The organism is Mycobacterium sp. 5-140-3-2 (assembly GCF_035666375.1).
Lineage (GTDB): Bacteria > Actinomycetota > Actinomycetes > Mycobacteriales > Mycobacteriaceae > Mycobacterium > Mycobacterium intracellulare.
The window spans coordinates 5,361,067-5,384,541 of record NZ_CP142025.1 but is presented as its reverse complement, the minus strand read 5'-3'; the positions used below and the strand labels follow the sequence as shown (position 1 = coordinate 5,384,541).

Here is a 23,475-nt window from a genome sequence, read left to right as displayed (position 1 = left end):
ACGCATTGCCTTGCGCCGGACGAGGGGGACAATGAGGTCCGTGGAATGGACCGGCGCGCGCTACGCGGACACCCCGACGGTGGAGGCCTCGACGTGGATCGACGCCGACCCGCAGCGGGTCTGGAACCTGGTCTGCGATATCGAGCTGATGCCCGCGGTCAGCAACGAGCTCCAGGCCGTGGAGTGGGCCGAGGGATCGGACGGCCCGCGGGTCGGCGCCCGCTTCGTCGGATACAACGAGCACGAGGCGTTCGGGCAGTGGAGCACCACGTCTGAGATCGTCGCGTGCGACGAGCCACGCGAATTCGCCTGGGCCGTCGGCGGTCCCGATAACCCGGCCTCGATTTGGCGATTCCGGCTGGCGCCCCGCGACGGCGGCACGGCCCTGAACTACTGGATGCAGATGGGGCCGGGACGTTCGGGGTTGTCGACCGCGATCGACTCGATGCCCGACAAGGAACAGAAGATCGTGTTCGTGCGGATGCGGGAGTTCGAGGCCGCGATCGGAAAGACCCTGGCCTCGATCAAACGGCTGGCCGAGCACGGAGTGCGGTGATGCGGACCGCCACCACGGTGGAGTTCTCCGGTACCGGGGACGACGCCGGGCAGGCGGTGGCGCTCGCGGTCGAGGCGGAAAAGCTGGGCCTCGATGTGTGTTGGGTGGCCGAGGCGTGGGGCGCGGACGCGCCGTCGGCGCTGGGCTACCTCGCCGCCCGCACCGAGCGGATGCTCCTGGGATCCGGCGTGATTCAGGTCGGCACCCGCTCGCCCGTCCTGATCGCCCAGACCGCGATCACGCTCGCCAATCTGTCGAACGGGCGGTTCCTGCTCGGGTTGGGCGCCTCGGGCCCGCAGGTGATCGAGGGTCTGCACGGCGTCTCGTTCGAGCGGCCGCTGGCGCGCACCTCCGAAACCATCGACATCATCCGGCAGGCGTTCGCGGGCGGAAAGATCTCTTACACCGGTAAGGAATTCGAGCTTCCCCGCCCCGGCGGCGAGGCGGTGCCGATGCGGTTGTCGACGCGGCCGCAGCACCCGATCCCGATCTATTTGGCCACGCTGTCACCGGCGATGCTGCGGTTGACCGGGCGGGTCGCCGACGGGTGGCTGGGCACCAGCTTTGTCCCGGAAGGCGCCGAGGACGCCTATTTCCGCCACCTTGACGACGGCCTGGCGGCCGCCGGCCGCGCCCGGGCCGACATCGACATCTGCCAGGGAGCCGAGGTCGCCTTCGCCGCTGACGAAGTCGAGTTGCAGGGCATGGTCGCGGGCCGCAAGAAGGAGCTCGCGTTCAGCCTCGGCGGCATGGGATCGTCGAGCACGAACTTCTATAACCGGGCCTACGGCCGGCAGGGCTGGTCCGAGGTCGCCGCCGAGGTACGCGAGCGCTGGCAGCGCGGCGACCGCGACGGCGCGGCCACGCTGGTGACCGACGAGATGGTGCTGGCGACCACGCTGATCGGGACCGAGGAGATGGTGGCCGCGCGCCTCGCGGTGTGGCGCGACGCCGGCGTGAACACCGTGCGGCTTTATCCCGCGGGCGACACGCTGGACGCCAAGCTCGAGACGCTGGGCCGGGCCATCGAGCTGGTCCGCGCGGCTTCGGATTCTTGACGGCCGCCGAACGTGCACTGGCGGCGGGTTTTCCGCGCGTTTTTCGCCCTCGTTACACGCTCGGCGGTTCAGTTGGTCGTCGTCGGCGCGTCGGCCGCCTTGACGAGCTTCACCTCCGGCCGCTGCGGCACGCCGTCGGCGAGGAACCACCGGAAGGCCAGGTTGCCGCGCGGATAGCCGAGCGTGGTCAGGGAATTCGGGTGCGCGGTCTTCGCCCCGGACAGCACGATCGTCACCGAGCCGTCACTGTTGGCGACGGCGCTGTGGCCGTTGATCGAGCAGCGCGCGTCGGGGCCCTCCGAGGCGCCGTAGGTGGCCATGAACTGGTTCCACACCACCATGTTCCAGAACCTGCACGCCGGCGGCCGATGCGTGATCACCAGCGCCTCGTCCTCGTCGAGCACGAAACTGCCGTACGAGTAACAGGCGTCGCGCGCCGACCAGCCGAAGTTGGCGTCCGGCACCTGGTAGGGCTCGGCGAACGCGTTTGCGGCGTGGGCGGTTTCGTGCCCGAGGGCGTGCGCGTCTTCGACCCGGTTGCCCACGGCCAGCGGCACGATGGCGAACATGGTTTGCAGCCAGGTCGCGACCGCGCGCAGGCGCGCCGCCGTCTCGGCGTCACCGTGGCGGATCGGCGCCGGCTCGTCGAGCGCCTCGATCCGCCAGACAACCGGGCGCCCGGTCAGGGGGTCGGCCTGGTAGTCGCGGGTCATCAACACGGCCGCGTCGGCCGTCGGGGGGAATTCGAAGGCGAAGTTGCCGTCGGCGTCGACGTCGAGGTCGGTGTCGCGGACGATCGCGACCACCCGGTCCGACCACGCCCCGAGCGTCGGCTCGTTGTAGGCGGTGACCGAAAAGTACACGCTGTCACCCTTGTTCCCGCTGATGCGGTAGCGGCGCGCCGGGTCGACCGGGCAGATGTGGTAGTAGGCGTCGGTGTTGTCCCCGCCCCAGCGGCGGTCGCGGCGGAACGGGGTGTTGACCGCGACGAATTGCGGCCGATCGGGTTCGGGGAACAGGTAGGTGTCCAACGCCACGCCCAGCGTGGTGGCGAGCATGCGGTAGCCGTCGGCGATGTGCCGGTCATCGGTGACGGCGCGGTCACCCTCCAAAAACGAGTGATCAAGGCCGCCAAGGGTTTTCAACAGATCCTGCCACGCGACCGTCGATTCGTGCGTCATGCGCTGATTCCTTCCAGGAGCAACCGTGTCGTGCGATCGACCCACGCGTCATCGAGCTCGGTGGGGCGGGTGAGCAGGGCGACCAGCGTGATGCCGGCGATGGTTTCGGCCAGTTCCGCGGCGGTGACCTCCGGGCGCACGTCGCCGCGCGCCGCCGCCGCCGCGAGCCAGTCGCCCAGCCCGCCACCGATGACGCCGGCGAAGCGCTCCAGCAGCGTCGAGTGCAGGCTCGGATCCGCGGCCATCTCGCCGATCAGGCCCGGCAGGGCCGCCCGGGCGGACGGCGTGGTGAGGAAAACCATTGTGCGGCGCACCATCTCGCGCAGGCCGTCGGCCGTCGAGCCGGTATCCGGGATGGCGGTGCCGGCGCCGATGGGGAACACCGCCTCATGCACCAGATGCGCCTTACTGGGCCAGCGGCGGTAGATCGCGGGCTTGCTGGTGCCGGCCCGCTCGGCGATGGCCGACACCAACAGCCCCGGATAACCGGACTCGGCGAGCAGTTCAACCGTCGCGCGCAACACCGCGGCGTCGATACGCGGATCACGGGGCCGGCCAAAATCACCATCCATTACGAAACTGAGAGTAACATAAGTCGCCGTGACCGATGCCGTTCGCTCCGTTTCCCTCGATGACCTGGCCACGCCCCGATTCAGCGCCGAGGGTCAGCAGATCCTCGACATGATGACCGCGATGGCCCCGCAGTGCCCGTTGGACGCCGACGCGCTGCACGCCCAGGCCAGTGCGGACACCGGCCTGCACGATTTCGGGCCCGACGACTACCGCGAACGGCTCGACGTCTTCCTCGCCGCGCTGCGCGAGATCGACGGGCTGCACGGCGCCGGGGCGGTCAACTTCTACGGGCAGCTGCTGCAGATCCTGAAGAACCGGCTGCTGCTGGCCGACCTGCTGCGGCGCCATCCCGAGATCAACGACATCGAACTGACCTCGCCGGTGGTGATCGCCGGGCTGCCCCGCACCGGCACCACGCACCTGCACAACCTGCTGGCCGCGCCACCCACCTTCCGCACCATGCCGTACTGGGAAAGCAACGAGCCCTTCCCGATGCCGAACGAGGTTGGCGTGCAGCCGGATCCGCGGCGCGCCCGGATGGACGTCGCGGTCGGGGTGATCAACACGGTGATGCCGCATTTCGCGCTCATGCACGAAATGACCACCGACCACGTCCACGAGGAGATCCAGCTGCTGGCCAACGATGTCTCCACGATGCTGCTGGAGACTCTCGCCGACGTGCCCCACTGGCGTGACTACTACCAGTCCCACGACCAGACGCCGCACTACGAATACCTGGCCACCCAGCTGCGGGCGATGCAGTTCCTGCGCGGGGGCCGGCGCTGGCTGCTCAAGTCGCCGCAGCACCTCGAACAGGTGCCGGTGCTGGATCGGGTGTTCCCCGACAGCATCGTCGTGTTCACCCACCGCGACCCGGTGCCGGTGGCGCTGTCGATGATCACGATGATCACCTACTCCGCGCGCATGCACCGCTCGCCGGTGCCGGTCGAACAGATCGCCAACTCCTGGATCGACCGCCTCGATCAGATGCTCAGCGCGCTGGTGCGCGACCGCGACACCATCGGCCCGGACCGCTCGGTCGACATCCGGTTCGACGACTTCATGGCCGACGAAGCCGGCGTGGCCGAGCGCGTCTACGCCCTGGCCGGCGAGCCCTACACCGATGAGGCGCGCCAGGCCGTCGCCGGCTACCTGGCGGGCCACCGCCGCGGACGCCTGGGCAACGTCAAAACGTCGTATGAGATGTTCGGCCTGAACGAGCACAGCCTGCGCCAGCGCTTCGCGCCCTATGTGGAGCGGTTTCTGGCCTAACCCTTTCCGAGCCGCTACGTTCTCAACACATGGTCACCATGCCCACGCTGGACGGCGTCGAACACCGCTACGTCGAGCTCGGAAACGGCGTGACGATCCACGTCGCCGACGCGGGCCCGGCGAGCGGGCCGGCGGTGATGCTGGTGCACGGCTTCCCGCAGAACTGGTGGGAATGGCGCGAGCTCATCGGCCCGCTGGCCGCCGACGGCTACCGGGTGTTGTGCCCGGACCTGCGCGGCTCGGGCTGGAGCTCGGCGCCGCGCACCAGCTACCGCAAGGACGAGATGGCCGACGACCTGGCCGGGGTGCTGGATCGGTTGGGCGTCGCGTCGGTCAAGCTGGTGGCCCACGATTGGGGCGGACCGGCCGCGTTCATCATGATGCTGCGCCATCCGGACAAGGTGACCGGCTTTTTCGGGGTGAACACCTCGGCGCCGTTCGTCAAGCGCTCCCCGTCGATGCTGCGCAACGTCTGGCGGTTCTGGTATCAGATCCCAATCTCGTTGCCCGTCATCGGCCCCCGGGTGATCAGCGCGTCGAACCCGCGGTTCCTCCGCCTGCTGGGGTCATGGGTCGGCGGCGGCTACACGCTGCCCGAGGAGGACGTGCGGCTGTACCTCGAATGCATGCGGCAGCCCGGCCACGCCGAGGCGGGGTCGCGGTGGTACCGGTCGTTTCAGACCGGGGAGATGCTGAGCTGGATGCGCGGCGAGTACGACGGGGCCCGCGTCGACGTCCCCGTTCGCTGGCTGACGGGCACCGAAGACCCGGTGATCACGGCCGACCTGACCGAGGGATATGCCGACCACATCAAGGATTTCGAGGTCGAACTGGTCGATGGGGTCGGCCATTGGATCGTCGACCAGCGACCCGATCTCGTGCTGGATCGGGTCCGGGCCTTCCTCGCCGAAAAGTAAACCGGGTGCGGGCTTTTCGGCGCACCTAGTCGACGCCGATGGTGACTTCGGTCGATTTGATGAACACGGTCGCCGGCTGGCCCACCTTGAGCCCGAGGTCGGTCGCGGCGTCCCTGGTGACCGACGACGTGACGACCTGATCGCCGCCGTCGAGCGTCACCTTCACCACGGCCATCACGGTGCCGAGTTCGACCTCGGTGATCTTTCCCCGGAGCTGGTTTCGAGTCGAGAGCCGCATCGCAGAATCCTCCATGTCAGAACGGGCGGGGTCTGCGGTGAGCCTAGCCCCGCCGGGCCGGGCCCGGGATGGCTTGCGACACCTCGATTTACGGCGCCGGACGCGCTCAATGCCGCGGGCCGAGCAGGGCTACGGACGCATCCACCGCCGGTTCCACGATTTCTCGGACCGGTGTTCCGTCTTCGACCGCAAGTGCGGTCAGCTCCCGCAGACCGCCCAGCAGGATCACGGCCAGGGGCGCGGTCAACGGCGGCAGCTTCGCGCGCCGGAACCCGGGACTGGCGCTGAGGTCGATCAACAGGCTGGTCAACAGCTGCAACCCGCGGCGCTGGACCGGGCGAGCGGCCGCACCCAGCGACGGCAACTCACGGATCCAGCTCAACGTGATGGCCGGGCGCGCCTCGATGTAACCGACATAGGCCTCGACCGCCTGCCGGATCTGTGCGTGCCAATCGGCGTCGGGATCGACCGACGCCGCGATCTTCGCGCCCAGTTTCTCGATGTCGACGGCCAGCAACTCGAGAAAGCACTCCTCCTTGCCCGCGAAGTGGTCGTAGAAGGTGCGTTTGGACGTGCGCGCGCAACGGACGACGTCGGCGACGGTGCTGGCGCGATAGCCGCGTTCGGTGATCGACGTGGCCAGGCCATCGAGGAGCCGGAGGCGGAAAGGATCGACCTCGTCGAGAGCGGGGTCGCCATCCGTTGCTGTCATTGCTGAGGTCACGGCCCGCACCCCCTTTCGGTTCGAAACGCACCTTGTCAGCTTTGGTACTGCAGAGTACCGTACTCGGAAAGGTCCGTGGTACATCGCGGTACCAACTCCGGCCCGGCAGACGTGGGGAGCAATGACGCCATGAGTGAACTAGCCACCGTCCCGCCGGCCACGGTTCGCCTGCCCCCCGCGGTCCGAAGCCCGAAGCTGGTGCAGGGCGTCGGTTTTGCCGTGTCGCGGCGGATGATGATGCGACGCCTGTCACGCCGCTACGGCAACGTCTTCACGCTGCGGCTGCCGATGTGGGGGCGCGTCATCATGGTCAGTGATCCACAGCTGGCCAAGCAGATCTTCACCACCAGCCCAGACGAACTCGGCAACATCCAACCCAATTTGAGCAGACTGTTCGGTCCCGGCTCCGTATTCGGACTCGAGGGCGACGACCATCGCCGGAGGCGGCGGCTGTTGGCGCCGCCATTTCACGGCAAGAGCATGAAAAATTACGAAAGCATCATCGAGGAAGAAACGCTGCGCGAGATGGCCGGCTGGCCGGAGGGCAGCCCGTTCGCGACGTTGCCGCCGATGATGCGGATCACGCTGAACGCCATCCTGCGCGCGGTGTTCGGCGCCGAGGGGGCCGAACTCGACGAGCTGCGCAGGCTCATCCCGCCGTGGGTCACCCTGGGCTCACGCCTTGCGGCGCTGCCGAAGCCGAAGCGCTATCCTCGGTTCGGCCCGTGGGGCAGGTTGGACAAGTGGCGGCGCCAATACGACATCGTCATCGAGAAGCTGATCGCCGCGGAGCGGGCCGACCCGGATTTCGCCGAGCGGACCGACGTGCTGGCGCTGCTGCTGCGCAGCACCTACGACGACGGTTCCGCGATGTCGCACAAGGACATTGGCGACGAGCTGCTGGCCCTGCTGGCCGCCGGGCACGAGACCACCGCGTCCACGCTGGCATGGGCATTCGAGCGGATCAGCCGACACCCCGAGCTGTTGGCGAGGCTGGTCGAGGAGGCCGACGGGGCCGATGAGGGCGGCAACGAGCTGCGCCAAGCGACGATCCTCGAGGTGCAACGGGCCAGGACCGTCATCGATTTCGCCGGTCGCCACGTCTACCCCGAGGCCTACCGGCTCGGCGAATGGGCGATCCCGCGCGGCTACTCGATCATCGTCGGCATCGCGCAGATACACGACAACCCCGACGTGTTCCCCGATCCGCGGCGGTTCGACCCGCAACGCTTCATCGACACCAAACCGTCGGCGCTGTCCTGGATCCCGTTCGGCGGCGGGACCCGCCGCTGCGTCGGCGCGGCGTTCGCCAACATGGAAATGGACGTCGTGCTCCGGACCGTGCTGCGCCACTTGACAATCGAGACCACGGATGCGCCCGGTGAGCGGTGGCATTGCCGCGGTGTGGCGTTCACCCCGAAGGACGGCGGCCGGATCACGGTGCGCCGGCGCTGAATTCGCCGGGGACCGCTACTGGCTGGAGGCGGCCCGATGCGGCAGCTTCCAGCCCGGCCGGATGAAGTGGCAGGTGTATCCGCTCGGATAGCGCTGCAGGTAGTCCTGGTGCTCGGGCTCGGCCTCCCAGAAGTCGCCGGCCGGGCTGACCTCGGTCACCACCTTGCCGGGCCACAGGCCGGACGCCTCGACATCGGCGATGGTGTCCAGCGCGATCCGCTTCTGCTCCTCGTCCAGGTAGAAGATCGCCGACCGGTAACTGGGGCCGCGGTCGTTGCCCTGGCGGTCTTTCGTTGTCGGGTCGTGGATCTGGAAGAAAAACTCCAGGATCGCCCGGTAATCGGTTTCCGCCGGGTCGTAGATGATCTCGATGGCCTCGGCGTGGGTGCCGTGGTTGCGGTAGGTCGCGTTGGGGACGTCACCGCCGGTGTAGCCGACCCGGGTCGAGACCACCCCCGGCTGCTTGCGGATCAGTTCCTGCATTCCCCAGAAGCAGCCGCCGGCGAGAATCGCTTTCTGGTTGGTCATCGCTCGTCCTCCTCACCCGCCACAGTGAGGCCCAGGCTACACTCCGCCGATGAGCTGCAATGGTGCCGCGAAATCATGAGCACGCCGAAGTTCTCCCGTAGCGAACTGGCCGCCGCGTTCGAGCAATTCGAAGCCACCGTCGATGCGGCCGCGCAGTCGCACGACTGGGACGCGTGGGTCCAGCACTACACACCCGACGTCTTGTACATCGAACACGCGGCGGGCACCATGCACGGCCGCGACGAGGTCCGCGAGTGGATCAGCAGGACGATGGGCAGCTTCCCCGGCAGTCACATGGTCGCGTTTCCGTCGCTGTGGTCGGTGATCGACGAGGCCACCGGGCGCATCATCATGGAACTCGACAACCCGATGCGCGATCCGGGTGACGGCACGGTCATCGGCGCGACCAACATCTCGATCATCACCTACGCCGGTGATGGCCTGTGGCGTCAGCAGGAAGACATTTACAACCCGCTGCGCTTCGTGCAGGCCACGTTGAAGTGGTGCCGCAAAGCGCAGGAGCTCGGCACCCTCGACGAGGCCGGCGCGCAATTCATGGAGCAATACGGAGGCGCCCAGTGACCGCCAGGCCCAAACTCGTCATCGGCGCCAACGGCTTCCTGGGTTCGCACGTCACGCGCCAGCTGGTCGCCAAGGGCCATGAAGTGCGGGCCATGGTGCGCGAGAACGCCAACACCCGGTCCATCGACGACCTCGAGCTCACCCGGTTTCACGGTGACGTGTTCGACACCGCCGTGCTGCGGGAGGCCATGGACGGGGTCGACGACGTCTACTACTGCGTCGTCGACACCCGCGCCTGGCTGCGCGACACCTCGCCGCTGTTTCGCACCAACGTCGAGGGGCTGCGCAACGTCCTCGACGTGGCCGTCGCGCAACCCGACCTGCGTCGGTTCGTCTTCACCAGCACCTACGCGACGGTCGGCCGGCGGCGCGGGCGCGTGGCGACCGAGGACGACATCGTCGCCACCCGCGGGTTGTCGGACTACGTCCAATCCCGGGTCCAGGCCGAGAACCTGGTGATGCGCTACGTGGCCGAATCCGGGCTGCCCGCGGTGGCGATGTGCGTGTCGACGACCTACGGCAGCGGCGACTGGGGCCGCACCCCGCACGGCGCGTTCATCGCCGGCGCCGTCTTCGGCAAGTTGCCCTTCACCATGGACGGCATCCAATTGGAGGTCGTCGGCGTCACCGACGCCGCGGAGGCCATGCTGTTGGCCGCCGAGCGCGGCCGCGTCGGCGAGCGATACCTGATCTCCGAGCGAATGATCGCGTTGACCGAGGTGGTGCGGATCGCGGCCGACGAGGCCGGCGTGCCGCCGCCGCGACGTTCCATCCCCGTTCCGGTGCTGTACGCCCTCGGCGCCCTGGGCAGCCTGCGAGCCCGGCTCACCGGCAAGGACGCCGAGCTCAGCCTCGCGTCGGTGCGCATGATGCGTGCCGAGGCGCCCGTCGACCACAGCAAGGCCGTCCGCGAATTGGGTTGGCAGCCACGCCCGGTCGAGGAGTCCATCCGCGAGGCGGCCCGATTCTGGGCCGCCATGCGAAATGCCAAGGGTAAGAGCGCGACTCCCCGCTGAACGCCACGCCGACCGCTGTTCAGGACGCGGCGCGGCGCTGGGCGTGGGACTAGCCTCGAGCGGGTGAATACCGAGCGAGTGTCCGTCGATCTCACCGGGGCTCCCCAGACCATGCTGGCGACGTTCTACGCCAAGGCGCTGGACGCCGACTTCGACAAGCCGATCCTGGGTGATCGGTACGCGAAGGAGATCGTCGATCGCATCGACTACGACTGGAAGAAGACGACCATCACCGCCCGGCGGGCGCCGTCGGTCACTACCCGTTCGGCACACTTCGACGAGTGGACGCGCAAATTCCTTGCGGCGCACCCGCGCTCGGTCGTCCTGCACGTGGGCTGCGGACTGGACAGCCGGTTCTTCCGCGTGCAGCCGGGTCCGGACGTGCAGTGGTACGACGTCGACTACCCCGAGGTCGCGGCGCTGCGCGCCCAGCTCTACCCGAGCCGCGAGCACTATCGCGTGATCGCCGCCTCGGTCACCGACCCGTCATGGCTGAGCGAAATCCCCACCGATCGCCCCACGCTGATGATCGGGGAGGGGCTGACCATGTACCTGACCGAGCAGGACGGCACCGCGTTGCTGCGCCGGGTGGTCGACCGGTTCGGCTCGGGTGAGCTGCAGTTCGACGTGTTCAACTGGCTCGGGATCAAGTCGCAATGGCTCAACTCCGTGGTGCGACGGTCGGGATCCACGCTGCGGTGGGCGATCAACGGGCCCGACGACATCATCGCGGCCGTACCGGCGGTGCGGCTGCTGGCCTGCGAGCGCTGGTTCGAGTCGGACACCTTCGCACGATTGCCACGCTCCTCCCGACTCCTGGGAAGGGTGATGTCGCTGATCCCCGCCGCCGCGAACATGTCCCAGTACCATCGCTACGCATTCGGCCCGCCGGACGGGAAGGGTTGACGGCGGCCGGGTGTTACAGCCCCAATAGGCGTCTGTAGGAGGTATCGACCATGGCCCACCGGCAAGTCCTCGAGCCGAACGCGGGGCACCCGATCACCATCGAACCCACCCAGGGCAGGGTGCAGGTCCGCGTCAACGGCGAACTGGTGGCCGACACCACCGCCGCGCTGGAACTGCGCGAAGCCACAATCCCTGCGGTGCAATACATTCCGATCGCCGACGTGCAACAGGATCGGCTCACCCGCACCGACACCAGCACGTATTGCCCGTTCAAGGGCGACGCCAGCTATTACAGCGTGACGACCTCGTCCGGTGACACCGTCGACGACGTGATCTGGACCTATGAGCAGCCGTATCCGGCGGTCGCCGCGATCGCCGGGCACGTCGCGTTCTACCCGAACAAGGCCGACATCACCGTCTCGGCTCAGTAGGGGACCCATCCGGGGAGGGCGGACGCCGTCGCCCGGGTGTCGCCGTAGAGGCGCATCGAGACGATCAGCCCGGCGCGGGTGTCGAAGATGCACACGAACGGGCTGTCGTAGGAGGTGCCGTCGGACGTCGTGCCGGTGGCCTGTGCCTCCACCACCACCGTCTCTCCCTCGTTGACGCAGCGCACCAGGTCGATGACCAGCTCGACGTCTTGTTTGCGCCGCTCGACCGCGCGCCGGAAGGTGTCCTTGTCGCATGCGGTGCGCGTGTAGAGCGTCCAGAAGGTGAAGTCGTCGCGCAGCAACGCGAAGCCCTCGTCCAGATCGCCGCCGTCGCTGATGCTCTGCAAAAACATCCAGGCCAGTTCGCCCTGAGGGTCATCGAAGGGCGTCATCACACCGCAATACTGACTGGGGACGGAGTTCAGGGTCAATCGAGCGGTCGGAGAGTCATCAGGTGAAAAGCACGCGCACGGTCGTGTTCCCCGGGGCCGCCAGCTTCGGGCACACGTTGTCGCCGCTGCGCCGCGGCCCCGCGGATCCCTGCTTCCGCGCGACCGGCGACGGCTCGATCTGGCGGACCAGCCTGCTGCCCACCGGCCCCGTCACGGCCAGGATCAGCCGCGCGGCCCCCAACGCCGCGCACTGTGTGGCGTGGGGGAGCGGCGCGGGTGAGTTCGTCGAAATGCTGCCCGCCCTGCTGGGTCTCGAGGACGACGCCTCCGACTTCGTGCCGCGGCATCCGACGGTCGCCGCCGCGCACCGGCGGGTTCCGCACCTGCGGCTGGGCCGCACCGGGCTGGTGCTCGAGGCGCTGATCCCGGCGATCATCGAGCAGCGGGTGCCCGGCGCCGACGCGTTCCGCTCCTGGCGCGTGCTGGTGACCAAGTACGGGACACCGGCGCCGGGGCCCGCCCCCGAGGGCATGCGGGTGGCGCCGTCGGCGCAGCGGTGGCGAACCATCCCGTCGTGGGAGTTTCATCGCGCCAACGTCGACCCCAGGCGCGCACAAACGGTGGTGACCTGCGCGCAGCGCGCCGCGTCGCTGGAGCGGCTGACATCACGGCCGGCGGCACAGGCGCGGGCGGCCTTGACGTCCCTGCCGGGCGTGGGGGAATGGACCGCCGCGGAGACGGCCCAACGCGCCTTCGGCGACGTCGACGCCGTATCGGTGGGCGACTACCACATCCCCAAGATGATCGGCTGGACACTGCTGGGTGAGCCCGTCGACGACGCGGGAATGCTCGACTTGCTGGAGCCGATGCGGCCACATCGCCAGCGCGTGGTCCGGCTGCTCGAGGCCAGCGGATTGGCCTACGAACCGCGCCGGGGCCCGCGCCTGCCGGTGCAGCAAATCCACTCACTGTGATCCGTCGCGTTTTTCGGCGTCGCCATCGGGTACCCAGCAGAGCAAGAAAGTGTGTGGGAACCCCACGGAAGGAAGCTAGGAAACACGCGATGACTCAGTTCACAATTCCGGGATTGACCGACAAGCAGGCGGCGCGGCTCACCGAACTGCTGCAAAAACAGTTGAGCACCTACAACGATCTTCACCTGACGCTCAAGCACATTCACTGGAACGTGGTCGGCCCGAACTTCATCGGCGTGCACGAGATGATCGACCCGCAGGTGGAGGCCGTGCGTGGCTTCGCCGACGATGTCGCCGAACGCATTGCCGCCCTGGGCTCTTCGCCGCAGGGCACGCCGGGTGCCATCATCAAGGACCGCTCGTGGGACGACTATTCGGTGGGCCGCGACACCGTCCAGGCCCACTTGGCCGCGCTGGACCTCGTCTACAACGGCGTGATCGAGGACATCCGCCAATACATCGACGAGACCGACGAACTCGACCCGGTGACCCAGGACCTGCTGATCGGCCAGGCGGGCCAGCTGGAGAAGTTCCAGTGGTTCGTCCGGGCGCACCTGGAAAGCGCCGGCGGTCAGCTCGCCCACGCGGGCAAGAGCACCGAGAAGTCCGCCGCCAAGAGTGCGCGCAGCAAATCCTGACACCCTCAGTCGCACACTTCGCGCCATCGCCCCGGCAAATCGATGCCGGGGCGATGGCGCGTCGGCTTGGCCGCCACGCAGGTGCCGACCGCCCGGAATAAGTGGACCCTAGTCCGGTTATACCGGGTAGTCCGCTCTACGAGGAGGTCAAATGCCTGCAGTTACGGCCAACCCACTGACATTGCCGCGCGTCCGCGGCCCCGGCCCCGCCGACACCGAGCGGCCAGTGCGATCGATCACCACGGGCCCGCGCGGGTACGAGGGTGAGGGGTTCCCGGTCGTGCGCGCCTTCGCCGGGGTCGGTAGCGCCGCCCTGGATCCCTTCGTCCACATGGACCAGATGGGCGAGGTGAACTACCAGCCCGGCGAACCCAGGGGCACCGACTGGCACCCGCACCGCGGCTTCGAAACGGTGACCTACATGCTCGACGGGAAATTCGCGCACCAGGACTCCCACGGCGGTGGGGGGCTGATCACCGACGGAGCGACCCAGTGGATGACCGCCGGCTCGGGCATCCTGCACATCGAGACGCCGCCGGCCGAACTCGTCGAGAGCGGCGGACTGTTCCACGGCGTCCAGCTCTGGGTGAACCTGCCGAAGAAGGACAAGTTCGCGCCGCCGCGCTACCAGGCCATCGAGGGTGGTGACGCCGCATTGGTCGCGTCCGACGACGGCGGGGCTCTGATCCGCATCATCGCGGGCGAGATCGACGGCCACCGGGGGCCCGGGGTCACGCACACGCCGGTCACGCTCGCGCACGCGACGGTCGAGAACGGCGCCCGGCTCAACATCCCCTGGCGGCGCGACTTCAACGCGCTCGTGTACGTGCTGTCGGGCAGCGGGTACGTCGGGCCGGTCGCCCACCCGATCCACCAGGGGCAGCTGGCGGTCCTGGGCCCAGGCGACCGGATCACCGTCGGGGCGGAGCGAGCTCGGGATTGGGGCGACGCGACCGCCATTGATGTCCTGCTTCTAGGTGGGCGGCCCATTCGCGAGCCGGTATTCCACTACGGGCCTTTCGTGATGAACACTCGCGCGGAATTGATCGAGGCGCTCGAGGACTATCAAGCCGGAAAATTTGGCGCTATTCCGCCAAATGCACTAATGCCCCACCATGGCGGTGGCACACTCTAGCAATGCTTCCACGGGGGACTCGCAGGCCGGGCCGTCCGCCTGCGGCGAAGGCGGACGAGACCCGGAAACGAATCATCCAAGCTGCTCGTTTGGTGTTCAGCGAACGCGGCTACGACGGCGCGACGTTCCAGGCCATCGCCTCCCGTGCCGACCTGACCCGCCCGGCGATCAACCATTACTTTTCGAGCAAGCGAGCGTTGTATCGGGAAGTTCTGGAGGACACCAACGAATTCGTCATTGCGGCCGGTATCAAAGAGGCGGACGCCGAAACCGGGCTGGTCGCGCGGCTGACGGCCTTCATCTCCGTGGCCGTTAGGGCTAATTCGGAAAATCCCGCCGGATCGGCGTTTTTAATCAGCGGCGTACTCGAGTCCCAGCGCCATCCGGATTTGACCGGAACCGACAACTCGTCGGTGCGCGTGTGCCGCGAGTTCCTGTTGCGCGCCGTCAACGACGCGATCGAAAACGGTGAGCTCGCGGCGGACGTCGATGCGTCGGCACTGGTCGAAACCCTGCTCGTCATCATCTGCGGGGTGGGCCTGTACTCGGGCTACGTCGAGAGCTACCAGCAGATGCTGGCCGTCACCGGAATGCTGCGCCAGCTGCTGGAGGGCGCGCTCTGGCGTCCGGGGGCCTAGCCCGCCGGGCGGCGCAGTGAAGTTGCGCACAAAGCGTATAGGCTAACTAACTTATCCCGGTACCATGGTCGGGATATGACTGACCTGGATGCCTCGACACCGCCTTCCGTGCGGTCTGCCGGCGACAGCTGGTCCATCACCGAACTCGTCGGCGCGACCGCGCTGGGCGTCGCCGCGTCGCGCGCGGCGGAGACCGCCGGCGCCGACCCGCTGATTCGTGACGAGTTCGCCCGCCTGCTGGTGTCGTCGGCCGGCCCGGCGTGGGCGCGGCTGGCGGACCCGGAGCTGTCCTGGCTCGCCGACGATCAGCACGGGCGGCGCGCGCACCGAACCGGCATCGACTACCAGGCCGTGCGCACCCACTTCTTCGACGAATACTTCGACGGCGCAGTGCGTTCCGGAATCCGGCAGGCGGTGATTCTGGCCGCGGGCCTGGACTCGAGGGCCTACCGGCTGGACTGGCCCACCGGCACCACCGTCTACGAGATCGACCAGCCCAAGGTGCTGCAGTACAAGTCGGGCATCCTGCAGCAGCACGGCGCCGTGCCCACCGCGATCCGCCATCCCGTCCCGGCGGACCTGCGCGAGGATTGGCCGACCGCGTTGGCCGCCGCGGGATTCGACCGCACGCAGCCGACCGCCTGGCTGGCCGAGGGGCTGCTGCCGTACCTGCCCAGCGATGCCCAGGACCGGCTGTTCGAGATGTTGACCGCGCTCAGCGCGCCCGGCAGCCAGGTCGCGATCGAGGTGTTCGGCATCAACTCGCGGAGCAACTCGCAGCGCTGGTTGCGGATGCGCGAGCGGCTCGGCCTGGACGTCAACGTCCAGGCGCTGACCTACCACGAGCCGGACCGCTCGGACGCCGCCGCATGGCTTTCCGACCACGGCTGGCACGTGCACGCCGTGGACAACCGCGAGGAGATGGCCCGACTCGGCCGCCCGGTGCCCGACGACCTTTCCGACGAGGCGGTGCGCAGCACGTTGCTGCGGGCGCGCCTCGGCGAAACCACCTTTTGACCTTCGCCTGCCCAAGACCCAAGGAGTTAATGCATGAGCTCACTGCGCACCCACGACGACACCTGGGACATCAAGAGCAGCGTCGGCACCACCGCGGTCATGGTGGCCGCCGCCCGGGCCATCGAGACCGAGCAGCCCGACGCGCTGATCCGCGATCCCTACGCCCGGCTGCTCGTCAACAACGCCGGTGCCGACGTCCTGTGGGAAGCCATGCTCGACCCGGACGTCGTGGCCAAGATCGAAGCCATCGATGAGGAATCCGCCGCCCGGATCCAGCACATGCGCGGCTACCAGGCGGTGCGGACCCACTTCTTCGACGAGTACTTCGCCGACGCCGTCGCCACCGGGATCCGGCAGGTGGTGATCCTCGCGTCGGGGCTGGACTCGCGGGCCTACCGCCTCGACTGGCCGGCCGGCACCACGGTGTACGAGATCGACCAGCCCCAGGTGCTGGACTACAAGACCACCACGCTGGCCGAAAGCGGCGCCACGCCGTCCGCCGATCGCCGCGAGGTGGCGATCGACCTGCGCGAAGACTGGCCGGCCGCGCTGCGCGCCGCGGGTTTCGACCCGACCCGGCCGACCGCCTGGCTGGCCGAGGGACTGCTGATGTACCTGCCCGCCGAGGCGCAGGACAAGCTGTTCACGCAGATCGGCGAGCTGAGTCCGGCCGGCAGTCGGGTCTCCGCCGAAACCGCACCGATGCACGCCGAGGAGCGGCGCCAGCAGATGCGGGAACGATTCAAGAAGGTCGCCGACCAGCTCGGCCTGGAAGAGACCATCGACGTCGGCGAGCTGATGTACCGCGACGAGCACCGCGCGAACCTCGCCGACTGGCTCAACGACCACGGCTGGCGCGCGACGGCGCAGAACTCGATCGACGAGATGCACCGCCTGAACCGCGGGGTGCAGAGTTTCGAGCTGGACCAGGACAAGGACGCCTTCTCCGACTTCGTGATCGCCGAGCGCCTGTAACGGCGCGGTTACCGCCGTTTCGGCAGGTCATCGCCCATAATGATGACTCATTATGGGCGGCGGCGCGGCGCAGCGATCACACCGCTGGGTGCTGTTGAAGGGCCGGCTCGTCGCCGGCATCGCTTCGGCCTTCGTCATGGCCATCACCGGAATCGGCTGGACGGGTTACCACACCGCCCTGGGCCGGATCATCATCTCCCACGCGCTGCCGAATGGGGCGGCCTCGCTCGGCGACAACCAGAACATCCTGCTGATGGGCCTGGACAGCCGGTTGGACCAGAACGGTCGGCCGCTACCGCAGGAGGTTTACGACGCGCTGCACGCCGGCGACGAAACCTCGGGCGGCTACAACGCCAATGTCCTTATCGTCGTGCACATTTCGGACCGTGACGGTCCCGTCACCGCGGTGTCGATTCCCCGCGACGACTACGCCGAGCTGCCGGGCTGCCCCGGCTCGGTGTGCACGGGCAAGATCAAGCAGGCGTACGGCCTGGCCTATCAGCAATCGTTGAACACGCAGGCCGCCGGGGACTCGGGCGGCGCGGGGTCGACCGATCTGGCGGCCCGCGAGCAAACCGCCCGCGAGGCCGGCCGCAAGGCCGAAATCAGCGCCGTCAGCGACTTTTTGGGTATCTCGGTCGACCACTTCGTCGAGGTCACGTTGGGCGCCTTCTACCAGATCGCCAAGGCGGTGGAGCCAATCACGGTGTGCCTCAACGGCGATACGCGTGACAGCTACTCGGGCGCGGACTTCCATCAGGGTGTACAGCGCATCGATGCGGCGGAGGCGATGGCCTTCGTGCGGCAGCGGCGCGACGAAAACGACGGCTCGTTCACCGATTTCGATCGGACGCGGCGCCAGCAGGCGTTCCTGGTGTCGTTGGTCGAGGCGGCCCGCAGCGGCGGCGCGCTGTCCAGCGTGAGCGGGCTGCGCAAAATGCTCGAGGTCGCCCGGGACAACGTCGCCGTCGACGCCGGGCTCGACCTCGGGCAGTTCGCCGCGCGGGCCTCTCGGCTGACCGGGCGGCCGCTGTCGCTGTACACCCTGCCGATCTCCGGCTTCGGCAAGGACGCGAACGGCTCCGACATCAACCTCGTCGATCTCGCTGCGATCCGGCGCATCGTCAACGAGCGCTTCATGTCCGACGCGCCGGCCGCGCTCGACGCCGCGTCGCCGGCGGCCCAGTCACCGCCCGCGCTGACCGAACCCGTCATCCTCGACGTCGTCAACGCCAGCTCGCGCGACGGACTCGCGGCCGCGCTCGAGGAGGCCCTCACCGGCCGGGGCTTCACCCGGGGCAGCGCCACGACCGCCGCCGCCGCGGCCGACGACAGCACGATCGAATACGGTCCCGGCGCCGACGCGGGCGCGCAGGTCCTGTCCGGGCAACTGCACGTGCCGGCGACCGCGGATCCCTCGGTGGCCTCCGGAACCGTCCGGCTGACCGTGGGAACGCGGTTTCCCGCGGCGGACTACCTCTCCCATTCCGAAGCCCAACCCGGCGCGGCCGGCGACGCGCCGTCGTCCGGGCAGGTGAGTGCGGTCGCCGCCACCGGCAGCGGCGACCGCGCCCCGGCGCCGACCGACCTCAGCCAGATGACGGCCTCGAGCGTCCCCTGCGTCAAGTAACCGCGCGGCCCGATCCTTTCTACTGCTCTCCCAACCGGATGGTTAGTATCGCGGTTATCACCGATGAGCGGCCGCCCCGCGGCGGGACTCTGCTCGGGAAGGACAATGATGACCACCGAATCGGTTGCATCGCAGGCATCGCTCTCCAAGGACTCCACGAACGGGACCGGCTCGGCCGACGTCGCCGCCACGGTTGCCCGGCTTCGTCAGACCTTCGCCACCGGACGCACCCGCGACGTCGACTGGCGCAAGCGGCAGTTGCTGCAGCTGGTGAAGCTGATGGAGGAGAACGAGGCCGCGCTGGCCGCCGCGCTCGCCGAAGACCTGGACCGCAGCCCCTTCGAGGCCTACATCGCCGACATCGCCACCACCGCCGGTGAGGCCAAGTACGCGGCCAAGCGCGTGCGCAAGTGGACGCGGCGCAAGTATCAACTGCTGGAGCTGCCGCAGCTGCCCGGCCGCGGCTGGGTGGAATACGAGCCCTACGGCACCGTGCTGATCATCGGCGCCTGGAACTACCCCTTCTACCTCACGCTGGGCCCGGCCGTCGGGGCGATCGCCGCCGGCAACACCGTGATCCTCAAGCCGTCGGAAATCGCGGCCGCGTCCTCGCGCGTGATGGCCGAGCTGGTGCCCAAGTACCTCGACAACGACGCCATCGCGGTCATCGAGGGCGACGGCGCGACCAGCCAGGAGCTCATCGCCCAGGGCCTCGACCGGGTGATGTTCACCGGCGGCACCGAGATCGGCCGCAAGGTCTACGAGGGCGCGGCGCCGCACCTGACCCCCTGCACGCTCGAGCTCGGCGGCAAGAGCCCGGTGATCGTCGCGGCGGACGCCGACGTGGAGGTGGCGGCCAAGCGGATCGCCTGGATGAAGCTGCTCAACGCCGGACAGACTTGCGTCGCACCGGATTACGTGTTGGCCGACGCCACGATTCGCGACGAACTGGTCGACAAGATCGGCGCCGCCATCACCAAGTTCACCTCCGACAAGCCGGACGGCATGCGGGTGGTCAACCAGCGGCAGTTCGACCGGATCAGCGGCTACCTTTCCGGCAAGGACGGCACGGTCACGGTCGGCGGGGCGTGCGACGCGTCGACGCTGCGCATCCAGCCCGCGGTGGTGGTGGACCCCGACCCGGACGGCCCGCTGATGCGGAACGAGATCTTCGGTCCGGTCCTGCCGGTGATCACCGTCCAAAACCTGGACGAGGCAATACGTTTCGTGAACTCGCGGCCCAAGCCGCTGTCGGCGTACCTGTTCACCAAGCGGCGCGAGACCCGCGAGCGGGTGATCAAGGAGGTGCCGGCGGGCGGCATGCTGGTCAACCACGTCGCCTTCCAGGTGTCGACGGCCAAGCTGCCCTTCGGTGGCGTCGGCGCGTCGGGCATGGGCGCCTACCACGGCAAGTGGGGCTTCGACGAGTTCAGCCACCGCAAGGCGGTCCTGACCAAGCCCACCCGGCCCGACCTGTCGAGCTTCATCTACCCTCCATACACCGAGCGGGCCTTCAAGATGGCCCGCCGGATGTTCTGACCCGGCTTCGCCGAACCAGTTGCTAGACAAAGTTTTTCACAGCAGAGAGGAACCTAATGCCCGGAGTGCAGGATCGCGTCGTCATCGTCACCGGAGCCGGTGGGGGACTGGGCCGTGAGTACGCCCTGACCCTCGCCAAGGAGGGCGCCAGCGTCGTGGTCAACGATCTCGGTGGCGCCCGCGACGGCACCGGCGCCGGCCACAACATGGCCGACGAGGTGGTCAAGGAGATCAAGGACGCCGGTGGCCGGGCGGTCGCCAACTACGACAGCGTCGCCGAGCCCGAGGGCGCCGAGAACATGGTCAAGACCGCGCTCGACGAATTCGGCAAGGTCGACGGCGTGGTCAGCAACGCGGGCATTCTGCGCGACGGCACGTTCCACAAGATGTCCTTCGAAAACTGGGACGCCGTGCTCAAGGTGCACCTCTACGGTGGGTACAACGTCATCCGCGCCGCGTGGCCGCACTTCCGTGAGCAGAGCTTCGGCCGTGTCGTCGTCGCCACCTCCACCAGCGGGCTGTTCGGCAACTTCGGGCAGGCCAACTACGGCGCGGCGAAGCTCGGCCTCGTCGGGCTGATCAACACGCTGGCCCAGGAGGGCGCCAAGTACAACATCAAGACCAACGCGGTCGCGCCGATCGCCGCCACCCGGATGACGCAGGACATCCTGCCGCCGGAGGTCTTCGAGAAGCTCACCCCGGAGTACGTCGCCCCGGTGGTGGCCTACCTGATGACCGAGGAGCTGACCGACACCGACTCGGTGTTCATCGTCGGCGGCGGCAAGGTGCAGCGCACCGCGCTGTTCCAGAACGACGGCATCACCTTCGACAGCGTGCCGTCGGTCGAGGACATCGCCGCCAAGTGGGGCCAGATCACCGACCTGTCCGCCGCCCAGCAGGCCAGCTTCAAGCTGGGCTGAGCCCGGCCTTCCCGAGTGGTCGGCGGGTCAGGCGAGCAGCGCCTCGCGCAGGCGCTCCACGTCTGACTCGCTGACGCTCGCGGCGCGCAAGTAGGCGTCCAGCGACCCGAATTCCTCGTCGATGGTTTGGCGCGCGGCGGCCAGGTAGACCTCGCGGACCCCGAGCACGCCGTCGGACAGCCGCGCCTCGGTCCAGGTCACCACCTCCGGGGTCAGCTCGGCGTCCTGGCGCTGCGCGATCATCGCGGAGATCTGCGCCCGCAGGGCGGGCGCGGCGTCGTTGCTGCGCAGGAAGTCGGCCAGGATGGTGTCGCGGTCGATGCCGATCGCCTCCAGCACGGTCGCCACCACGAAGCCGGTGCGGTCCTTACCGGCGAAGCAGTGCGTCAGCACCGAATGCCCGTCGGCCAGCAGCGAGATGACGCGGTGCAACGCCCGCTGCGCCCCGTTACGCGTTGGGAATTGGCGGTATTCGTCGATCATGTAGCGGGTGGCGGCCTCGTTGACCGACTGCTCCGATTCCTCGACGCCCTCGCCGGTGAGCAGGCGCTGGAAGGCGTGTTCGTGCGGCGCCGCGTCGTCGGTCCCGGCGTCCTGCTCGCCGAGATCGGGGAAGGGCAACAGGTGCACCTCGACGCCGTCGGGAACCAGCCCCGGCCCGCGCCGCGCGACCTCGCGGGCCGCCCGCAGATCGGCGACGTCGGTGATGCCCAGCCGGCTCAGCGTCGCGCGGCCGTCGTCGTCGAGCCCGCTCAGTTCGCCGGAGCGGAACAGCCGCCCGGGTTTGAGCGCCGGTGCGCCATCGGAGACGTCACGAAAGTTCCACGCGCCCGACAGTTCTCGCAACGCCTCAGTCATGCGCGGTGACCGCCGCGGCGAGCGCCGACTTCTCCCGGCCCAGCTCGGCGCGCGCGATGGTTCGCATGTGCACCTCGTCCGGGCCGTCGAAGATCCGCATGGCGCGGTGCCAGCCGTAGAGGCGGGCCAGCACCGTGTCGTCGCTGACGCCGGCAGCCCCGTGCACCTGGATGGCGCGGTCGATGACGTCGCAGGCCACCTGCGGGGCCACCGCCTTGATCTGGGAGACCAGCAGGTGCGCGGCCTTGTTGCCGTGCTGGTCGATGGTCCACGCCGCCTTCTCGCACAGCAGCCGTGCCTGGTCGATCTCGTTGCGGGACTTGGCAATTGACTCCCGAACCACGCCCTGCTCGGCCAGCGGGCGGCCGAACGCCACCCGCTTTTGGGCCCGGTCGGACATCAGGGCCAGGGCGCGCTCGGCCCCGCCGAGGGCGCGCATGCAGTGGTGGATGCGGCCCGGCCCGAGCCGGGCCTGGGCGATCGCGAAGCCGCCGCCCTCTTCGCCGAGCAGGTTGGTGGCCGGCACGCGCACGTTGTCGTAGACGATCTCGCAGTGGCCGTGCTGGTCCTGCCAGCCGAAGACCGGGGTGGAGCGCACCACCGTCACGCCGGGCGTGTCCATCGGCACCAACACCATCGACTGCTGCTGGTGGCTCGCGGCGTCGGGGTTGGTGCGGCCCATGACGATCAGGATCTTGCAGCGCGGGTCGGCCGCGCCCGACGTCCACCACTTGCGGCCGTTGATCACGTAGTCGGCGCCGTCGCGCACGATCGAGGTCTCGATGTTGCGGGCGTCGCTGCTGGCCACGGCCGGCTCCGTCATGGAGAAGGCGCTGCGGATCTCGCCGGCCAGCAACGGCTCCAGCCACTGCTTGCGCTGTTCCTCGGTGGCGAACAGGTGCAGCGTCTCCATGTTGCCGGTGTCGGGTGCCGCGCAGTTGAGTGCCTCGGGGGCGATCTCCAGGCTCCAGCCGGTGATCTCGGCCAGCGGCGCGTATTCGAGGTTGGTCAGGCCCGATTCGGCCGGCAGGAACAGGTTCCACAGGCCCTGCTGCTTGGCCTTGATCTTCAGTTCCTCCACGACGGGCGGAACCGTGTGGTCGCGCGGGCCGGCTTCGTGACGGAACTTGTCGTAGTCGGCCTCGGCAGGGAACACATACTCGGTCATGAAATCGGTCAGCCGCTTGTGGTAGTCGCTGGCCTTGGCCGACATCGCGAAGTCCATGCCCGTCACGATAGGTCACGCGCGACAAGGGGGCGCGAGCAGACGCAGAAGCACCGCGACACGCCGTTGAGGAGGTGCTCGGGTGTCTGTTCGCGGC

At 68.5% G+C, this 23,475-nt stretch carries 26 protein-coding genes; 18 read left to right on the top strand and 8 right to left on the bottom strand.

What is annotated here, in order from left to right; translation table 11 throughout:
• Nucleotides 1-31 precede the first annotated feature (31 nt).
• Both P6281_RS25290 and P6281_RS25285 read left to right on the top strand, forming a co-directional pair.
• Nucleotides 32-556, top strand: a complete 525-nt coding sequence (locus P6281_RS25290) for an SRPBCC family protein (protein WP_020188393.1) — start codon at nt 32-34, stop codon at nt 554-556.
• On the top strand, nt 556-1,614 hold the full coding sequence (locus P6281_RS25285) for an LLM class flavin-dependent oxidoreductase (RefSeq protein WP_202376789.1): 1,059 nt from the start codon (nt 556-558) through the stop codon (nt 1,612-1,614). Before P6281_RS25290 ends, P6281_RS25285 begins: the two co-directional genes overlap by 1 nt.
• A 68-nt stretch (nt 1,615-1,682) precedes the next feature.
• On the opposite strand, the gene P6281_RS25280 is transcribed toward P6281_RS25285, so the two are convergent.
• Together P6281_RS25280 and P6281_RS25275 are read right to left on the bottom strand one after the other, a co-directional pair.
• Nucleotides 1,683-2,795, bottom strand: coding sequence for a DUF1214 domain-containing protein (locus P6281_RS25280; RefSeq protein ID WP_202376788.1), 1,113 nt, complete (start codon nt 2,793-2,795; stop codon nt 1,683-1,685).
• Nucleotides 2,792-3,367 (bottom strand): TetR/AcrR family transcriptional regulator, encoded by a 576-nt coding sequence (locus P6281_RS25275; RefSeq protein ID WP_202376787.1) that lies wholly within the window; start codon nt 3,365-3,367, stop codon nt 2,792-2,794. The genes P6281_RS25280 and P6281_RS25275 overlap by 4 nt, the downstream gene beginning before the upstream one ends.
• A 28-nt stretch (nt 3,368-3,395) precedes the next feature.
• Here P6281_RS25275 and P6281_RS25270 point away from each other — a divergent pair, with 28 nt between their 5' ends.
• Together P6281_RS25270 and P6281_RS25265 are read left to right on the top strand one after the other, a co-directional pair.
• Nucleotides 3,396-4,640: a sulfotransferase family protein gene (locus tag P6281_RS25270; RefSeq protein ID WP_201359444.1), complete on the top strand. Its 1,245-nt coding sequence runs from the start codon at nt 3,396-3,398 to the stop codon at nt 4,638-4,640.
• Between the two features lie 29 nt (nt 4,641-4,669).
• Nucleotides 4,670-5,557 carry an alpha/beta fold hydrolase gene (locus P6281_RS25265; protein ID WP_008262085.1) on the top strand — a complete coding sequence of 296 codons (888 nt, stop codon included), beginning with the start codon at nt 4,670-4,672 and terminating at the stop codon, nt 5,555-5,557.
• Nucleotides 5,558-5,582: 25 nt separating this feature from the next.
• On the opposite strand, the gene P6281_RS25260 is transcribed toward P6281_RS25265, so the two are convergent.
• Nucleotides 5,583-5,795, bottom strand: coding sequence for a TOBE domain-containing protein (locus P6281_RS25260; protein WP_008262084.1), 213 nt, complete (start codon nt 5,793-5,795; stop codon nt 5,583-5,585).
• 106 nt (nt 5,796-5,901) lie between these two features.
• Complete coding sequence (locus P6281_RS25255; protein ID WP_008262083.1) at nt 5,902-6,507, bottom strand: TetR/AcrR family transcriptional regulator; 606 nt, start codon at nt 6,505-6,507, stop codon at nt 5,902-5,904.
• Between the two features lie 141 nt (nt 6,508-6,648).
• Between P6281_RS25255 and P6281_RS25250 the strand changes: the two genes are divergently transcribed.
• Nucleotides 6,649-7,974 carry a cytochrome P450 gene (locus tag P6281_RS25250; RefSeq protein WP_008262081.1) on the top strand — a complete coding sequence of 442 codons (1,326 nt, stop codon included), beginning with the start codon at nt 6,649-6,651 and terminating at the stop codon, nt 7,972-7,974.
• A 15-nt stretch (nt 7,975-7,989) separates the two neighbouring features.
• Here P6281_RS25250 and msrA read toward each other — a convergent pair whose 3' ends face one another.
• On the bottom strand, nt 7,990-8,502 hold the full coding sequence (gene msrA / locus P6281_RS25245) for a peptide-methionine (S)-S-oxide reductase MsrA (RefSeq protein ID WP_014386063.1): 513 nt from the start codon (nt 8,500-8,502) through the stop codon (nt 7,990-7,992).
• A 75-nt stretch (nt 8,503-8,577) separates the two neighbouring features.
• On the opposite strand from msrA, the gene P6281_RS25240 reads away from it, so the two are divergent.
• From P6281_RS25240 to P6281_RS25225, 4 genes are all read left to right on the top strand, one after another.
• Nucleotides 8,578-9,084: a nuclear transport factor 2 family protein gene (locus tag P6281_RS25240; RefSeq protein ID WP_009956654.1), complete on the top strand. Its 507-nt coding sequence runs from the start codon at nt 8,578-8,580 to the stop codon at nt 9,082-9,084.
• Nucleotides 9,081-10,100, top strand: a complete 1,020-nt coding sequence (locus P6281_RS25235) for an NAD-dependent epimerase/dehydratase family protein (RefSeq protein WP_014386062.1) — start codon at nt 9,081-9,083, stop codon at nt 10,098-10,100. Before P6281_RS25240 ends, P6281_RS25235 begins: the two co-directional genes overlap by 4 nt.
• Nucleotides 10,101-10,178: 78 nt before the next feature.
• Nucleotides 10,179-11,006 carry a class I SAM-dependent methyltransferase gene (locus P6281_RS25230; RefSeq protein WP_014383486.1) on the top strand — a complete coding sequence of 276 codons (828 nt, stop codon included), beginning with the start codon at nt 10,179-10,181 and terminating at the stop codon, nt 11,004-11,006.
• Between the two features lie 50 nt (nt 11,007-11,056).
• Nucleotides 11,057-11,437, top strand: a complete 381-nt coding sequence (locus P6281_RS25225) for a DUF427 domain-containing protein (protein WP_008262071.1) — start codon at nt 11,057-11,059, stop codon at nt 11,435-11,437.
• Here P6281_RS25225 and P6281_RS25220 read toward each other — a convergent pair.
• Nucleotides 11,431-11,829 (bottom strand): nuclear transport factor 2 family protein, encoded by a 399-nt coding sequence (locus tag P6281_RS25220; protein ID WP_041785304.1) that lies wholly within the window; start codon nt 11,827-11,829, stop codon nt 11,431-11,433. The genes P6281_RS25225 and P6281_RS25220 overlap by 7 nt on opposite strands.
• Nucleotides 11,830-11,891: 62 nt before the next feature.
• Here P6281_RS25220 and P6281_RS25215 point away from each other — a divergent pair, with 62 nt between their 5' ends.
• From P6281_RS25215 to P6281_RS25175, 9 genes are all read left to right on the top strand, one after another.
• The gene (locus P6281_RS25215; RefSeq protein ID WP_324738551.1) at nt 11,892-12,803 is read left to right on the top strand and encodes a DNA-3-methyladenine glycosylase family protein; all 912 of its coding nucleotides are present in this window, start codon (nt 11,892-11,894) and stop codon (nt 12,801-12,803) included.
• Nucleotides 12,804-12,892: 89 nt separating this feature from the next.
• Nucleotides 12,893-13,441 (top strand): Dps family protein, encoded by a 549-nt coding sequence (locus P6281_RS25210; protein WP_008262065.1) that lies wholly within the window; start codon nt 12,893-12,895, stop codon nt 13,439-13,441.
• A 151-nt stretch (nt 13,442-13,592) separates the two neighbouring features.
• Nucleotides 13,593-14,576 carry a pirin family protein gene (locus P6281_RS25205; protein WP_014712547.1) on the top strand — a complete coding sequence of 328 codons (984 nt, stop codon included), beginning with the start codon at nt 13,593-13,595 and terminating at the stop codon, nt 14,574-14,576.
• A gap of 2 nt (nt 14,577-14,578) precedes the next feature.
• On the top strand, nt 14,579-15,214 hold the full coding sequence (locus P6281_RS25200; RefSeq protein WP_036459905.1) for a TetR/AcrR family transcriptional regulator: 636 nt from the start codon (nt 14,579-14,581) through the stop codon (nt 15,212-15,214).
• Between the two features lie 75 nt (nt 15,215-15,289).
• Nucleotides 15,290-16,231 (top strand): class I SAM-dependent methyltransferase, encoded by a 942-nt coding sequence (locus P6281_RS25195; RefSeq protein ID WP_014381484.1) that lies wholly within the window; start codon nt 15,290-15,292, stop codon nt 16,229-16,231.
• 33 nt (nt 16,232-16,264) lie between these two features.
• A complete protein-coding gene (locus P6281_RS25190; protein ID WP_008262051.1) occupies nt 16,265-17,206 on the top strand; it encodes a class I SAM-dependent methyltransferase in 942 nt (313 codons plus the stop codon).
• Between the two features lie 52 nt (nt 17,207-17,258).
• Nucleotides 17,259-18,836: an LCP family protein gene (locus P6281_RS25185; RefSeq protein ID WP_014386058.1), complete on the top strand. Its 1,578-nt coding sequence runs from the start codon at nt 17,259-17,261 to the stop codon at nt 18,834-18,836.
• 105 nt (nt 18,837-18,941) lie between these two features.
• Nucleotides 18,942-20,375, top strand: a complete 1,434-nt coding sequence (locus P6281_RS25180) for an aldehyde dehydrogenase family protein (protein WP_009956640.1) — start codon at nt 18,942-18,944, stop codon at nt 20,373-20,375.
• Between the two features lie 56 nt (nt 20,376-20,431).
• The gene (locus tag P6281_RS25175) at nt 20,432-21,295 is read left to right on the top strand and encodes an SDR family oxidoreductase (protein WP_008262046.1); all 864 of its coding nucleotides are present in this window, start codon (nt 20,432-20,434) and stop codon (nt 21,293-21,295) included.
• Between the two features lie 27 nt (nt 21,296-21,322).
• Here the strand turns inward: P6281_RS25175 and P6281_RS25170 are convergent, their stop codons facing one another.
• Both P6281_RS25170 and P6281_RS25165 read right to left on the bottom strand, forming a co-directional pair.
• Nucleotides 21,323-22,153: a tyrosine-protein phosphatase gene (locus P6281_RS25170; RefSeq protein WP_009956639.1), complete on the bottom strand. Its 831-nt coding sequence runs from the start codon at nt 22,151-22,153 to the stop codon at nt 21,323-21,325.
• Nucleotides 22,146-23,366, bottom strand: a complete 1,221-nt coding sequence (locus P6281_RS25165) for an acyl-CoA dehydrogenase family protein (RefSeq protein WP_009956638.1) — start codon at nt 23,364-23,366, stop codon at nt 22,146-22,148. Before P6281_RS25165 ends, P6281_RS25170 begins: the two co-directional genes overlap by 8 nt.
• Between the last annotated feature and the right edge of the window lie 109 nt (nt 23,367-23,475).

What these genes read in the sequence shown, in the direction of transcription:
- P6281_RS25290 (WP_020188393.1), top strand. Translation starts at nt 32, where the DNA reads ATGAGGTCCGTGGAATGGACCGGCGCGCGCTACGCGGACACCCCGACG.
- P6281_RS25285 (WP_202376789.1), top strand. Translation starts at nt 556, where the DNA reads ATGCGGACCGCCACCACGGTGGAGTTCTCCGGTACCGGGGACGACGCC.
- P6281_RS25280 (WP_202376788.1), bottom strand. Translation starts at nt 2,795, where the DNA reads ATGACGCACGAATCGACGGTCGCGTGGCAGGATCTGTTGAAAACCCTT.
- P6281_RS25275 (WP_202376787.1), bottom strand. Translation starts at nt 3,367, where the DNA reads ATGGATGGTGATTTTGGCCGGCCCCGTGATCCGCGTATCGACGCCGCG.
- P6281_RS25265 (WP_008262085.1), top strand. Translation starts at nt 4,670, where the DNA reads ATGGTCACCATGCCCACGCTGGACGGCGTCGAACACCGCTACGTCGAG.
- P6281_RS25260 (WP_008262084.1), bottom strand. Translation starts at nt 5,795, where the DNA reads ATGCGGCTCTCGACTCGAAACCAGCTCCGGGGAAAGATCACCGAGGTC.
- P6281_RS25255 (WP_008262083.1), bottom strand. Translation starts at nt 6,507, where the DNA reads ATGACAGCAACGGATGGCGACCCCGCTCTCGACGAGGTCGATCCTTTC.
- P6281_RS25250 (WP_008262081.1), top strand. Translation starts at nt 6,649, where the DNA reads ATGAGTGAACTAGCCACCGTCCCGCCGGCCACGGTTCGCCTGCCCCCC.
- msrA (WP_014386063.1), bottom strand. Translation starts at nt 8,502, where the DNA reads ATGACCAACCAGAAAGCGATTCTCGCCGGCGGCTGCTTCTGGGGAATG.
- P6281_RS25240 (WP_009956654.1), top strand. Translation starts at nt 8,578, where the DNA reads ATGAGCACGCCGAAGTTCTCCCGTAGCGAACTGGCCGCCGCGTTCGAG.
- P6281_RS25225 (WP_008262071.1), top strand. Translation starts at nt 11,057, where the DNA reads ATGGCCCACCGGCAAGTCCTCGAGCCGAACGCGGGGCACCCGATCACC.
- P6281_RS25220 (WP_041785304.1), bottom strand. Translation starts at nt 11,829, where the DNA reads ATGACGCCCTTCGATGACCCTCAGGGCGAACTGGCCTGGATGTTTTTG.
- P6281_RS25210 (WP_008262065.1), top strand. Translation starts at nt 12,893, where the DNA reads ATGACTCAGTTCACAATTCCGGGATTGACCGACAAGCAGGCGGCGCGG.
- P6281_RS25205 (WP_014712547.1), top strand. Translation starts at nt 13,593, where the DNA reads ATGCCTGCAGTTACGGCCAACCCACTGACATTGCCGCGCGTCCGCGGC.
- P6281_RS25200 (WP_036459905.1), top strand. Translation starts at nt 14,579, where the DNA reads ATGCTTCCACGGGGGACTCGCAGGCCGGGCCGTCCGCCTGCGGCGAAG.
- P6281_RS25195 (WP_014381484.1), top strand. Translation starts at nt 15,290, where the DNA reads ATGACTGACCTGGATGCCTCGACACCGCCTTCCGTGCGGTCTGCCGGC.
- P6281_RS25190 (WP_008262051.1), top strand. Translation starts at nt 16,265, where the DNA reads ATGAGCTCACTGCGCACCCACGACGACACCTGGGACATCAAGAGCAGC.
- P6281_RS25185 (WP_014386058.1), top strand. Translation starts at nt 17,259, where the DNA reads ATGGGCGGCGGCGCGGCGCAGCGATCACACCGCTGGGTGCTGTTGAAG.
- P6281_RS25180 (WP_009956640.1), top strand. Translation starts at nt 18,942, where the DNA reads ATGATGACCACCGAATCGGTTGCATCGCAGGCATCGCTCTCCAAGGAC.
- P6281_RS25175 (WP_008262046.1), top strand. Translation starts at nt 20,432, where the DNA reads ATGCCCGGAGTGCAGGATCGCGTCGTCATCGTCACCGGAGCCGGTGGG.
- P6281_RS25170 (WP_009956639.1), bottom strand. Translation starts at nt 22,153, where the DNA reads ATGACTGAGGCGTTGCGAGAACTGTCGGGCGCGTGGAACTTTCGTGAC.
- P6281_RS25165 (WP_009956638.1), bottom strand. Translation starts at nt 23,366, where the DNA reads ATGTCGGCCAAGGCCAGCGACTACCACAAGCGGCTGACCGATTTCATG.